The 13,266-nt window shown below is 72.3% G+C and carries 8 protein-coding genes; 4 read left to right on the top strand and 4 right to left on the bottom strand.

From position 1 onward, the window contains the following. The first annotated feature begins 72 nt into the window (after positions 1–72). The 3 genes from ACGF8B_RS21880 to ACGF8B_RS21870 all read left to right on the top strand — a co-directional run bounded on the left by ACGF8B_RS21880 (position 73) and on the right by ACGF8B_RS21870 (position 3,327). Complete coding sequence (locus ACGF8B_RS21880) at positions 73–1,293, top strand: hypothetical protein (protein WP_392740947.1); 1,221 nt, start codon at positions 73–75, stop codon at positions 1,291–1,293. Between the two features lie 74 nt (positions 1,294–1,367). After that, complete coding sequence (locus tag ACGF8B_RS21875; protein WP_392740944.1) at positions 1,368–2,882, top strand: methyltransferase domain-containing protein; 1,515 nt, start codon at positions 1,368–1,370, stop codon at positions 2,880–2,882. Positions 2,883–2,952: 70 nt separating this feature from the next. Continuing rightward, positions 2,953–3,327, top strand: a complete 375-nt coding sequence (locus ACGF8B_RS21870) for a hypothetical protein (RefSeq protein WP_392740943.1) — start codon at positions 2,953–2,955, stop codon at positions 3,325–3,327. A gap of 75 nt (positions 3,328–3,402) precedes the next feature. Here ACGF8B_RS21870 and ACGF8B_RS21865 read toward each other — a convergent pair whose 3' ends face one another. The 4 genes from ACGF8B_RS21865 to ACGF8B_RS21850 form a co-directional block, all read right to left on the bottom strand. Beyond that, complete coding sequence (locus ACGF8B_RS21865; RefSeq protein WP_392740941.1) at positions 3,403–4,314, bottom strand: carbohydrate ABC transporter permease; 912 nt, start codon at positions 4,312–4,314, stop codon at positions 3,403–3,405. Continuing rightward, on the bottom strand, positions 4,311–5,729 hold the full coding sequence (locus tag ACGF8B_RS21860) for a carbohydrate ABC transporter permease (RefSeq protein WP_392740939.1): 1,419 nt from the start codon (positions 5,727–5,729) through the stop codon (positions 4,311–4,313). The genes ACGF8B_RS21865 and ACGF8B_RS21860 overlap by 4 nt, the downstream gene beginning before the upstream one ends. 4 nt (positions 5,730–5,733) lie before the next feature. Then, the gene (locus tag ACGF8B_RS21855) at positions 5,734–7,095 is read right to left on the bottom strand and encodes an ABC transporter substrate-binding protein (RefSeq protein ID WP_392740936.1); all 1,362 of its coding nucleotides are present in this window, start codon (positions 7,093–7,095) and stop codon (positions 5,734–5,736) included. A 141-nt stretch (positions 7,096–7,236) separates the two neighbouring features. Then, positions 7,237–10,911 (bottom strand): FHA domain-containing protein, encoded by a 3,675-nt coding sequence (locus ACGF8B_RS21850; RefSeq protein ID WP_392740934.1) that lies wholly within the window; start codon positions 10,909–10,911, stop codon positions 7,237–7,239. 545 nt (positions 10,912–11,456) lie between these two features. On the opposite strand from ACGF8B_RS21850, the gene ACGF8B_RS21845 reads away from it, so the two are divergent. Next, positions 11,457–13,121, top strand: coding sequence for a serine/threonine-protein kinase (locus ACGF8B_RS21845; protein WP_392740931.1), 1,665 nt, complete (start codon positions 11,457–11,459; stop codon positions 13,119–13,121). Positions 13,122–13,266: the final 145 nt, after the last annotated feature.

Here is a 13,266-nt window from a genome sequence, read left to right as displayed (position 1 = left end):
GCGTTGTTCAGCGTCCTCGGGTTGCTACGTTCTGTTTTCATGGGTATCCGAATGCGATGCGAAACCTGGAACGTGTCACGCGCAAGGGCGGTGGTGATCGTCGCCGCCGCCGCGGGTCTTATCACCCGAATGCTGATCGCGGCGAACAAGCCGGGTCCGGCCGATGTGCGAATCTTTCACGGTTTCGCAAAGGCGATCGTGCGTTACGGGCCCATTCGGATTTACGAACAGCCGCTGCCGGGACTGCCCGTCTACAACCATCCGCCACTGGCCGGCTGGATGCTTCTCGGGCTGAATGAGATCTCCGAACTCGGGATCCCCTTCGGCACGTTGATCAGGTCGCCCGCCTCGATCGCCGACTTCTTCTGCGCGATCGTCGTCTTCGAGATCGTGCGCCGCCGCGGTTCGCTCGGCGCCGCCGTCGCCTGCGGCGTGGGCGTGGCCGCCAGCCCCGTACTGATCGCCACCTCCGGATACCACGGCAACACCGACGCGGTCGCCATCACCTTCGCCCTGGTCGCCGCCCATTTCCTCGTGGACCGCAAGGCGCCGCTGGCCGCCGGGGTGGCCGCCGCGCTCTCGATCAGCGTCAAGTTCATCCCCGTGGTGGTGATCCCGGCGCTGTTCCTGGTCGCGGTGCGGGCGGGCCGGCCGGCGTTCGTCCGCTTCTCGGCCGGGTTCGCGGCCCTGATCGCCCTCGTCTGGGGGCCGGTCCTGCTGACCGTTCCGCAGCACCTCAAGGAGAACGTCCTGGAGTACGCGGGCGGCGGCTACCGCCTCTGGGGGCTCGTCCGGTTCGCCGACCTGTTCGGCATGCCGGAGTCCTTCATCACCTACATCGAGGGCGACGGCCACTTCATCTTCGTGCTGGCCTGTGTGGCGGCCGGGGTCTGGCTCGCCCGGCTGCGGCCCGCGCAGCTGCCGGTCGTCGTCGCCGTCACCATGAGCCTGCTGCTGCTGCTCTCCACCGCCTCCGCGCTCCAGTACCTCACCTGGGCCGCCGCCGGACTGTTCGTCGTCGGCTTCTGGGAGGGCGCCGCGTACAGCTGCCTGCTCGGTCTGACGGCGGTCCTCGGCTACCAGGGCCGCTCCGCCGTGCACTGGAGCGAAACGGTGCTGCAACTCGCCGAGCTGGGCTGGGTGGTTCTCGCCGGGGGCCTGGTCAGCGGAGTCCGCAAGATCATCGCCGCCCGGCCGCAGCCGCCCGCCGAGCCGCTGGCCGAGCCGCCCGCCGGACGGAACCCGGCCGCGGCGTCCCGCGCCGAGCGGCGCACCGACTGCGCCGTCAACTGACCCTCCCCGCAAGCGCCAGACATCGAGCGCCAGACACCAAGCACCGAGTACCGAGCGCAACTGGAGAACGCCCCGTGAAGGAAAGCCCGAGCCCCAGGATCGGCATCCTGGTGGTCGCGTACAACGCCGAGACGACGCTGGAGAGGACACTCGACCGCATTCCGGAGGAATTCCGGTCCAAGGTCGCCGAAATCCTCATTCTCGACGACGCGAGCCATGACGCGACCTTCACCGCGGGCTGCCGCTGGTCGCAGACGGAGGGAATGCCGCGGACCGTGGTGATGCGGCACACGAAGAACCTCGGATACGGCGGGAACCAGAAGGCCGGATATGCGCTGGCCGCCGAGCACGGACTCGACATCGTCGTGCTGCTGCACGGCGACGGACAGTACGCCCCGGAATTCCTGCCCGACATGGTCGCACCGATCGAACGCGGCGAATGCGAGGCCGTCTTCGGGTCACGGATGATGAAATCCGGATCCGCACTCAAGGGCGGCATGCCGATGTACAAATGGCTTGGCAACCGCATTCTCACCCGCGTGGAGAACACCCTCCTCGGATCACAGCTCACCGAATTCCACTCCGGATACCGCGCCTACAGCGTCGCGGCGCTCAAGAAGCTGCCGATCCACCGGAACACCGACGCGTTCGACTTCGATACCCAGATCATCGTCCAGCTGCTCAACGAGGGGATGCGGATCAAGGAGATCGCCGTCCCCACCTACTACGGCGACGAGATCTGCTACGTCAACGGCATGAAGTACGCGAAGGACGTCGTCAAGGACGTCCTCGAATACCGGCTCGCCGTCAAGGGATTCGGCACCTGCGGCTGGATCCCCAAGCCCGTCGAGTACGCGTTCAAGGAGGGCGACGGATCCTCGCACTCCGTCATCCTGGAGAGGATGCGCAGCCTCCCGCCCGGCCGGGTCCTCGACCTCGGCTGCTCCGGCGGACTGTTCGCCCAGCGCCTCGAAGCCCTCGGCCACGAGGTCACCGGCGTGGACTACATCGAGGTCCCCGGCGTACGCGAGAAGTGCACCCGCTTCCACCTCGCCAACCTGGAGGAGGGGCTGCCGGTCGAGATCGGCGTCGACTACGACTACGTGGTCGCAGGCGACGTCATCGAGCACCTCTCCCGCCCCGAGCGGGTGCTCGCCGACGTCGCCGAGGTGCTGCGGCCCGGCGGCCATGTGCTGCTCTCCGTACCGAACTTCAGCCACTGGTACTCACGGCTGCGGGTCGCGTTCGGAGTCTTCGGCTACGACCGGCGCGGCATCCTCGACGAAACGCATCTGCGCTTCTTCACCCGGGCCAGCCTGCGCCGCACGGTCCGGGACGCGGGCTACGACGTCCTGGACATCGCGTCGACCGGGGCCCCGTTCTGGGCGCTGCTCGGCGGCGGGCCGCTCCCCGCGGTCCTGGGCGCGGTGTCGAAGCTGCTCACCCGGATCCGGCCGACGCTGTTCGGCTATCAGCACGTCGCACTGCTCACCCCGCATGCGGCCGAGACGATCATCGCTGGAGAGCACGTCGATGTACAGGACATCCTCAACCGACAGTACGTCCATCCCGACCGGGTCGGCGTCTGAGGCCGCCGTCCCCCGTCCCACCCCCGCCCCGGAGCCGGAAACCGCGGGCGCCGCAGTCAGGAGCAAGGTCTTGACCCTCCCCAGTCTGATGCTGCTGCTGTTCGCCGTGTTCTCCTCGGCGGGCGGCCAGATCATGCTCAAGCACGGGATGAAGAGCGCGGCCGCCGCCGCGGGGCACGGCGGCGGATCCGTCGCGATCCGCGCCGCGACCAGCCCCTGGGTCGTCCTGGGTCTGGTGGTCTTCGGGGTGTCGGCCCTGGCCTGGATGGCGACCCTGGCCAAGGTTCCGCTGTCCATCGCCTATCCGTTCAACGCCCTCGGATATCTGCTGATCGTGCTGGCCGGGGCGACCGTGCTGCACGAGCGGACCTCGATGTGGACGTGGGGCGGCTCGCTGCTCGTGGTCATCGGCCTGGTCACGGTGATGGCGGGCCAGCAACGCTGAAGGTGCCGCCGCCGGACCGGCCCGCAGGCCCGTCCGACGGCGGCACCGTCCGCTTCGCTCGTCCGCTTCGCCCGGCTACTTCACCGCGCCCGCCATCACGCCGGAGACGAACTGGCGCTGGAAGGCGAAGAAGACCGCCAGCGGAATCACCATCGACACGAAGGCGCCGGGCGCCAGCACGTCGATGTTGTTGCCGAACTGGCGTACCTGCTGCTGCAGGGCCACCGTGATCGGCGGGGAGCCGGAGTCCGCGAAGATCAGCGCCACCAGCATGTCGTTCCACACCCACAGGAACTGGAAGATGCCGAGCGAGGCGATCGCCGGACCGCCCAGCGGCATCACCACCCGGGTGAAGAGACGGATCTCGCCCGCCCCGTCGAGCCGGGCAGCCTCCAGCAGCTCCCTCGGGATCTCCGCGAAGAAGTTCCGCAGCAGGAAGATCGCGAAGGGCAGACCGAAGGCCGTGTGGAAGATGATCACGCCGAAGGTCGTCTCGAAGATCCCGACCGCACCGAACAGCTTGGAGACCGGGACCAGGGCGACCTGCACCGGGACCACCAGCAGCCCCACGACCACCAGGAACCACCAGTCGCGGCCGGGGAACTCCATCCAGGCGAAGGCGTATCCGGCCAGTGAGCCGATCACGACGACCAGCAGGGTCGCCGGAACGGTGATCATGACCGTGCTGAGGAGGGAGTGGGTGATCGTCGGATTGTCGAGCAGCCGGGAGTAGTTGTCGAAGGTGAGCTCGGACGGGGCCGTGAACACCTTCCACCAGCCGGTCGCCGCGATGTCGTCCGCGCCGCGCAGCGAGGACAGCAGCAGACCGATCGTCGGCATCAGCCAGAACAGGGCCACCAGGACGAGGAAGATCCGCATCGCGCCGCCGCCCGCGCGGGCGGCCAGCCGTGCGCCGAGGGACCGCTCGGCCTTCACCGGAGCGCTGTCGGCCGGTGTGTTCGTGGCCGTGGTCGACGCTGTCGTCATCGGCGCCCCTCCTTCCGGATCCGGCGGATGTTGACGTACATCACCGGGAGTACCAGCAGCAACAGGAGTACGGCGATGGCGCTGCCGATCCCGAGGTCCGCGTCCGTGCCGAACGAGGACCGGTAGAGCTGGAGCGCCAGCACGTTCGCGTCGTCCTGCGAGGAACCCGGCGCGATGATGAAGACCAGGTCGAAGATCTTCAGCACGTTGATCATCAGCGTGACCAGCACCACCACGAGCACGGGCGCGAGCATCGGCACCGTGATCCGGCGGAACACCTGCCACTCGTTCGCGCCGTCCACCCGGGCCGCTTCGAGGAGCTCACGCGGCAGCCCCGCGAGCCCCGCCGCGATCAGCACCATCGCGAACCCGGCCCACATCCAGACGTAGGAACCGATGATCCCGGGGGTGACGAGCGTCGGTCCGAGCCACTCGACCCCGTTGTACGGCTCCTTGAAGTTCGAGGCGGGGAGCCGGAGCCCGGCGCCGTCCGCCGACGCGGGCAGCGTGAACGTACCGTCCGCCGCCGCCGTCGCCGACGCGACGACCTTGCCGTCCTTGACCGCCTCGACCTCGATGCCCTTGAGCCCCAGCTCCTTGGCGTCGATGACGTTGGGCTTGCCGCCACCGCCCTTGGTGAAGTCCAGCCACGCGGTGCCGTGGATCTTCCCGTCCCCGGCCGCGGCGGCCTTCGCGGGTTTCGCGTCCTTCGGCATGTTCGCCGGGACCACACCGACCAGCGGCAGCTGCACGGGCTGCCCGGCCCGTACCGGCGCCTTGGTGACGAATGAGCCGCCGGGGCCGGCCTTCAGCGGGTGGACGGGCAGCGGGTGCGCCTTCGGGTAGCCCGCCGACTCGTTGAACGTGTCGTGCACACCCACCCATACGGCGTTGGCGACCCCGCGCTCCGGGGCGGCGTCGTACACCAGCCGGAAGATGATGCCGGCGGCGAGCATGGAGATCGCCATCGGCATGAAGACCACCAGCTTGAACGCCGTGCCCCAGCGGATCCGCTCGGTCAGCACCGCGAAGATCAGCCCGAGGGCCGTGGAGACCGTGGGCGCGAGCACCACCCAGATCGCGTTGTTCTTGACCGCTGTACGGATGGTGTCGTCCGTGAACAGCGCCTTGTAGTTGTCGAGTCCGGCGAAGCCCGTACCCGCCTGGTCGAAGAACGACCGGTAGACGGAGTACACGATCGGATAGACCACGAGCGCGCCCAGCAGCACCAGCGCGGGCGCCAGGAAGAGCGCCGCGAAGAACCGGCGGGTGCCGGTCGCGCTCCTGCGGCCGCGTCCCGGGCCGCCGGCCGCCGGATCGGACGGCTTCCTGGGCGCGGGCACCGAAGGCTCCGGGGACGATTGCTTGTCGGCGGGGGGCACCGCGTCGGCGCCCCCCGCTGCGGCTGTCGTCATCCCGTCAGCTCTTGTACGCCTTGGCCGCGTCGGACTCCAGCTTCGCTTGAGTCCCCGCGATGTCCTTCGGGTTCTTCAGGAAGTCCTGGAGGGTCTTCCACTCACCCTTGCCGGGCGTCCCGCCGAACGACTGCGGCGCCTGGTCGGACATGTCGAACCGGACCGAGTCACCGGCCGCGACCAGGGCCTTCGCCATGGTGCGCTGCACCTCGTTGGGGTACGCGGTGGCGTCCAGGCCCTTGTTCGGCGAGATGAACCCGCCCTGCTCGGCCATGATCTGCGCGGCATCGGTCGAGGCCAGCCAGGTCAGCAGCGCCTGGGCACCCTTGCCGTCCTTCAGCGCCACCGCGGCGTCGCCACCGGTCACGACGGGGGACTCGGCACCGACCGCCGGGAACGGGAACACCTTGGCGTCGGTCCCGATCTTCGCCTTCGTCTGCGCGATGTTGACGCCCACGAAGTCACCCTCGAAGACCATCGCGGCCTTGGGCTGGTCACCGCCGGTGAAGGTCTGGGTGACCGAGGCCGGGAACTCCGTCTGCAGCGCGCCGTCGGCGCCGCCCGCGATCAGCGACGGCTTGCCGAAGAGCTCGGCGAGCGTGGTCAGCGCCGCCTTGACGGACGGGTCCGTCCACTTGATCTTGTGCTGGGCCAGCTGGTCGTACTTCTCCGGACCGGCCTGGGAGAGGTAGATGTTCTCGAACCAGTCGGTGAGGGTCCAGCCGTCCGCGCCACCGACCGAGACCGGGGTGACACCCGAGGCGGAGACCGTCTCGGCGGTCTTCAGGAAGTCCTTCCAGGTCTTCGGCTCGGCCGCGCCCGCGTTCTCGAACGCCTTGGCGTTGTACCAGATCAGGGACTTGTTGGCGGCCTTGAAGTACACGCCGTACTGGGTGCCGTCCACCGCGCCCAGGTCCTGCCAGACCTTCGAGTAGTTCTTCGACAGCTGGGCCTTGGCCTCCGGACCGACCGGCTTCGCCCACTTCTTCTGCGCGGCCTGCTGGATCGCGCCGACCTGCGGGATCATCGCGATGTCCGGCGGCTGACCTCCCGCGATCTTCGTACCGAGGAAGTTGACGATCGGGTCCTGGGCCGGGACGAAGGTGACCTTCGCGCCCGTGCGGTTCTCGAACTCCTTGAGGACCTTGACGAAGTTGGCCTGTTCGGCACCGGTCCAGACGGCCGCGACCGACAGCTTCTCGCCGTCCAGCTTGGGCAGGTCGACCGACGAGCTCTGCTTGCCGCTGCCCGAGCCCTTGTCCGACTTGTCCTTCCCGCCGCCGTCGTCACTGCATCCGGTGAGGGCCAGTGCGCCGACAGCGGTGAACACCGCGGCGGCCCTGCTGATCCGAAGGGTTGTGCGCATTGCTTCCCCGTCTCTCACATCGTTGTGTGCGCACAGTCCTACGCCCGGCCCCCGGACGCCGCAATACCGCTTCTCGTGTCAACTCCTTGATCGTGATGGGCTCGTGACGTGATGTCAGTGCATGTCCGGACCCGGTCCCGGTCAGCTGTGGACGGGGCCGAGCGGGGCTATCGGCTCGGCGTTCACCGAACGCGCCGCCCACTCCAGAGCACTGGCCAGCAGCGCCAGGTCCGTCGGTCCGTTGCCCAGCTCGCGGACCGGGCGGCGGGTCGGCGGATCGCCCATCCGCTCCCACTCCAGCGGCACGACGGTGGGCCGCAGCGTGGCGGTACGCGGTATGCGACCGGTCACCCGGCCACCCTGGAACGGCGTCACCCGCCCGTCCGGATGCCCGAGCCTGCCCCGCCCGGGCGCCGGGTCCTCCGGCGACGGCTGGACCACCGGCGCGTCCAGCACGATGCGCAGCCGGGCCCCATGGGCCAGGTCGGTGTCCTCCGTGCGCTCCGGGCGGGCCGACGCCGCGACCAGATGGACGCCCAGCCTCCCGCCCTCCCGCGCCACGGTCTCCAGGGCCCGCACCACCGAACCGGCGGCCGGCCGGCCGGGGCTGCCGAGCGCCGGGGCGACCAGCGCGTCGAAGTCGTCGACCAGGACGACGAGCCGGGGCAGCGGAGAGGGCCCGGGGGCCGGGGACGCGGAGGCGGGGCGCAGCCGGAGCGTCCCGCTCATCGGGGCGTCCACGTCACCGCGCTGTTCCGTGCCGGCCGGCGGGCGCTGGCCGACCATCCGCCGGGCCACCTCGTGCCGGTGGTGCCATTCGGTGAAGTCGTACGGGCCGAGCAGCTCGGCGCGCCGCTTCAGCTCGCCGCCCAGCGCCTGCGCGAACTCCCGCATCCGGACCGGATCGGAGGCCACCAGGTGCATGAACGCGTGCGGGAGTTCGGTACAGGGGCCGAGGCCCTCGCCGCGGTCGCCGCCCGCCCCGTCGACCAGCAGGATGCCCAGCAGGTCGGGCCGGGCGGCCGCGGCGAGCGAGGCGGCGACGGCCCGCAGCAGCTCCGTGCGCCCGCTGCCGGCCGGTCCCTCGATGAGGAGGTGCGGGCCCTCCTCCGCCAGATCCACGCTGACCGCGCCCCGGGGCCCGGCCCCGAGCACCACCACGGGCCGCCCGACCGCGGCGGTGCCTTCGGCGGTGGCGGGTGCACCGGTGGCCGGCCCGGCGCCCGCGACGGCCTCCGCGGCGGGGTGCCCCGCGGTGGTGGCGCTCTCGGCGCCTCGCGCGGCGATCCGGGGGGTGTCGCTGCCGCGCGGTCCGCTGACCCGGTTCGAGCCGTGTCCGGATCCGGCGGAACGCGGACCGCCGGATCCCTGGACGTCGCCGCCGCCGCTGCCCCAGGAGCCGGTCCCGGTCCCGGGAACGGTCCGGGAGCTCGGAGTGTCCCCGGGCGCGCCGCCGTGACGCTGCCCGCCGACCCGGGACGCGGAACCGCCGGGATGCGGGGTGCGGCCGGAGCCGGGGTACGGGGTGCGGCCGGAGCCGGGGTACGGGGTGCGGCCGGAGTCCGGGTACGGGGTGCGGCCGGACCCGTGGGTGTCGTCGGGGGCGAAGGGGTGGGCCGGGGTGCCGATGTGCGTGGCGTTCTCACTGCCGGGGTACGGGGTGCGGCCCGAGCCCGGGGCGTACCCGGCCGTGCCGTCGGGGCCGGGCGTGCCGCCCAGCCGCTGGGCGCCGACCCGGGGGGCCGGGCCGCGCGGATACTCCGTACGGCCCGAGCCGGGGCTGCCCGTGTCGCCGCCGTCCGTCCCGCCGCCCGCCGGCCCGCCCGTCCAGCGGCCCGAACCGCGCACCGTGGCACCGGGCTGGTCGTCCGCGGTGGAGGCCCAGCGGGCCATCAGGGAGGCCGGGGTGGCGCGGGCCAGGCCCAGCTCGTCCAGCAGCCGGGCGGTGGCCGGGAGCGCGGCGGCCGGCCGGCCGTGAGCGGTGGCGGCACCCTCCGTGCGCAACGGGGCCAGCGCCCGGCCGAACCGCTCGGCCCAGTGCGCCGACACCGCGTCCACCGCGGCGACCGTGCCCCGGCCCGCGGCCCGGCCGTCCGCCGTCCGCAGCAGCCGCAGGGCCGTCGCCACATCGCCGCTCAGCATCGCCACCGCCCCGCACTCGCGGAACGCGATCGAGGCGTGACAGGCGGCCTCGTACGTCGCCGCGACCGGTGAGGTGGGGGTGGCGGCCGGGGTCTCGGCCAGACAGATCAGATGGACGCCCGCCGCGGCACCGGCGGCGGCCAGCCGGGCGGTGTTCTCGCGCAGCGCCGCCGAGCCGGGGTCGCCGTCGACGACGACCACGGTGTACGGACCCGTGTACCGCTGCGCGGCCTCGGCGATCGTGGCGCGGTCCTGGCTCGCCCAGCCGGGCCCGAGCGGCCCGTCGTCCAGCCGGCGCACCAGCTCCGTCGTACGGGCGGTGGCCTGCTCGCGGTCGTACGCCAGGAGCAGCCGGCATTCCTGGCCGTGCATCGGCCGCAGATGGGGCAGCCAGCCGAGCCAGGCCCACTCGCGTCTGCGCTCCTCCGCGCTCCGGGCGCGGTCCGTGCTGATCAGCACGATCTCCAGATCGGCGGGGGAGTGCAGCGCGGCGAGCTGGGCCACCGTCGAACGGGCGAGCCCGGCCAGCCTGGTCCGCGGCCCGGCGAGCCCGAGCGAACCGGCCTCCCGCAGCCCCACCGTGACCGGCACGGCGGGCAGCTCCGCCCGGTCGGTCGTCCCCAGCCGCACCACGAGCGCCTCGGGGTGGGTGGTGCCGCGCTCCCACAGCCGGGGGCCGGGGCCGAGCGCGGTCAGCAGCACGGCCGCCGGGTCGGGCCAGACGCTCTGCGCGGCGGGCCCCGGGGGCGCCGCGCGGCCGGCCGGGAACACCGGCTCGGCCGTGCCCGCCCCGTCGGGTGTCGCCTCGTGGACGGGCTCGCCCTTGTTGCCCGCGAGCCGGCGGGCCCAGGCGCCTATCCCGCCCCGCCGGGGCGGCTCGTCTCCCGGTGCGGGCCGCGCCGGGCCGGGGCGCCCGTCGTCACCGCCACCGTCGCCGTACGCGGGGCCGGCGGAAGGCGGTGGGGCGTACCCATGGCCGGAGCCGTGTTCCTCGGCGGCGCTCCCGTCGGCACCGGCCGGGTCCGTCGTGCCGGACACCCGTAGATGGCCCTCGCCGTCCGGCGCCGTGGCCAGCGCGGGCTCGGGGGCGCCCGAGGTCAGCCGGAGCGTGGACTCGCCGAGCCGCAGCAGCGCACCGGGCTTCAGGCGGACCGGGCGGTCGCGGACCTCCGCGCCGTCCAGCAGGGTGCCGTTGGTGGAACCGAGGTCCGCCACCGAGACCAGGCCGTCGGCGGAGACCGTCACCGCGCAGTGCAGCCGGGACACATCCGGGTCGTCGAGCGGCACGTCCGCGTCGGCGGAGCGGCCGATCCGGATCCTGCCGCCGTGCAGCAGATGGACCCCGCCCGCGTCCGGCCCCGCGACCACGTGCAGCCGCGCCGGAACGGCGTCGTCCACCGCCTCGTCCTCGCCCGGGACCTGGAGCGAGAGCACCGCCCCGTCCACCAGCGGTGGCTCGCCCAGGGCGCACCGCTGCGCGTCGAGCCGCTCGCGCCCGGCGAACAGCACCACCGCGCCGCTGCCGAGCGAGCCGTCGGGCCCCAGGACCGCCGCGGCCAGGTTGGACGCCACGGTGGCGAGCGCCGTCCCCGACGGGGCGGTGACCAGCACGTCGCACGCGCGCGCCGGGGTCTGGCCGCTGCGCGGCGCGAGGACGGTCAGCCGGATCTGCATCGCCGTCAGCGGTCCCTTCTGCGCGGGGCGCCGGGCAGGGGAAACGCCCTGTGAATCCCCCCACCCGACACGGACGCGTCGTCCGGTACAGGTTCGTCACGGCGCGCGGGGCTCCCGACCCCACAGTCCGTGCTGGAGGCATCCTCGCACCTGCCACTGACAACACGCCCGGCGGTCACCGCTAAGTGATCTTGAAACGTCGGCTGTGCGCCCATAAGTGCCTGCTTGGAACGCCGTCCGCGGTGACGGAACCGTTCCGGAAGAGCCTCCGGGGCGGTTCGTCGTACACGTGTGCGGCAACCATCCGCCCGATGTGAGCGTCTTGTTCCGCAACGGGCCGGTACCGCCTCGGGGGCGGCATCGACCACGGTGGGCGGGAGCACGCCGCCGGACGGCGCCCGCCGGGCGGCAACGGCGGTTTTCCGGGTGACGGGGCAGTCCTCCGGGCGGCCACAGCAGTTTGACGACAGGCCCTAGAGTTGGGCCGGAACTCCCGGCGGATCCGGGAACACCGTAAGCACCACGATCTGCAGGGAGCGCATGACGTGCGGCCGGTAGGCAGCAAGTACCTCCTGGAGGAGCCGCTCGGACGCGGCGCCACGGGCACCGTCTGGCGTGCCCGCCAGCGGGAGACCGCGGGCGCCGAGGCGGCCGTCGCCGGCGAGCCCGGCGAGACCGTGGCGATCAAGGTCCTGAAGGAGGAGCTCGCCAACGACGCGGACGTCGTGATGCGGTTCCTGCGCGAGCGCTCCGTGCTGCTGCGGCTCACCCACGAGAACATCGTGCGCACCCGCGACCTGGTCGTCGAGGGCGACCTCCTCGCCCTCGTCATGGACCTGATCGACGGCCCCGACCTGCACCGCTACCTCCGCGAGAACGGCCCGCTCACCCCGGTCGCCGCCGCGCTGCTCACCGCGCAGATCGCGGACGCGCTCGCCGCCAGCCACGCCGACGGCGTCGTGCACCGTGACCTGAAGCCGGCCAACGTCCTGCTCGACGAGCGCGACGGCCAGATGCGCCCGATGCTCACCGACTTCGGCATCGCCCGGCTGGCCGACTCCCCGGGGCTCACCCGGACCCACGAGTTCGTCGGCACCCCCGCCTACGTGGCGCCCGAGTCCGCCGAGGGCCGCCCGCAGACCTCCGCCGTCGACATCTACGGCGCGGGCATCCTGCTGTACGAGCTGGTCACCGGCCGGCCGCCGTTCGCCGGCGGCACCGCCCTCGAAGTGCTCCACCGCCACCTCAGCGAGGAGCCCCGCCGCCCCTCCAGCGTCCCGGCCCCGCTGTGGACGGTCATAGAGCGCTGCCTGAGCAAGGACCCCGACCGGCGCCCCAGCGCCGAGAACCTGGCCCGCGGTCTGCGCACCGTCGCGGCCGGCATCGGTGTGCACGCCAACTCCGCCCAGATCGCCGCGGCCGACGGGGTGGGCGCACTGCTCGCTCCCGACCCGGCGCCCGCCGCCGTTCCGGAGACCCCCGGCGCGGCGGACCCGACGCAGGTGCTGCCGAGCAACGCCGGCTCGTTCGACCCGAACGCCGCCACCAGCGTCATGCAGCACGCCCCCGGCCCGGGCGGCCACGCCGACCCGACCTCGGTCATGCCGCCCGTACCGCCGCGTCCGGACGGTCCTCCGGAGCCCGACGGCCCGCACCCCTGGCAGTCCCAGCTCCAGGCGGCCCGCGACCGCAACGAGCAGACCCAGGTCCAGTACCTCGACCCGGGCCAGGACCCGCTGCGCCGCCGCCCCCAGCGCCCGCAGCCCCAGCAACAGCAGCCCCAGCGACGCCAGCAGCCGCCGCAGCACCAGCAGTACCAGCAGCCGCCGCAGCAGCAGTACCCCCAGCACCGGCAGCAGCAGTACCAGCCGCAGCCCCAGCCCCAACAGCAGCCCCAGCGGCAGCAGTACGCGCCTCCGCAGCAGCCGGCACCCCAGCCGCCGGCCCCGCGCCAGCCCCGCGAGCCGAGGCAGCGCAGCGCCAACCCGATGAGGATCCCCGGCCTCGGCTGCCTCAAGGGCTGTCTGTTCACCCTGGTGCTGCTGTTCGTCGCGGGCTGGCTGATCTGGGAACTGACCCCGCTGCAGGACTGGATCGGCCAGGGCAAGAGCTACTGGAAGGCGATCGGCGACGCGGTCTCCACGGTCACCGACTGGGTCTCGGAACTGGGCGGCGGCAGCGACAGCAGCAACGGCAACACCGGCCCCTGAGCGGCCGCAGCACCATCAATTCTGTAGCTATATCGACTTCCACGGGCCAGTTTCCACCGCATATCGCCCGCAGAAGTGAAGGTTGGCACCATCCCGGGCACTCAACCCCCCGGCCGACGCGTAACTTTGTCGACCGGGGGTCATG

It is taken from the genome of Streptomyces sp. NPDC047917, from assembly GCF_043204345.1.
Taxonomy (GTDB): Bacteria; Actinomycetota; Actinomycetes; order Streptomycetales; family Streptomycetaceae; genus Streptomyces; species Streptomyces sanglieri.
Note: the sequence above shows the minus strand (reverse complement) of the source record. Positions and strands in the feature narration are given on the sequence as shown.

Bases quoted from the DNA above. Each gene is read 5' to 3' on its own strand.
- ACGF8B_RS21855 (WP_392740936.1), bottom strand. From the start codon at position 7,095: ATGCGCACAACCCTTCGGATCAGCAGGGCCGCCGCGGTGTTCACCGCT.
- ACGF8B_RS21850 (WP_392740934.1), bottom strand. From the start codon at position 10,911: ATGCAGATCCGGCTGACCGTCCTCGCGCCGCGCAGCGGCCAGACCCCG.
- ACGF8B_RS21860 (WP_392740939.1), bottom strand. From the start codon at position 5,729: ATGACGACAGCCGCAGCGGGGGGCGCCGACGCGGTGCCCCCCGCCGAC.
- ACGF8B_RS21865 (WP_392740941.1), bottom strand. From the start codon at position 4,314: ATGACGACAGCGTCGACCACGGCCACGAACACACCGGCCGACAGCGCT.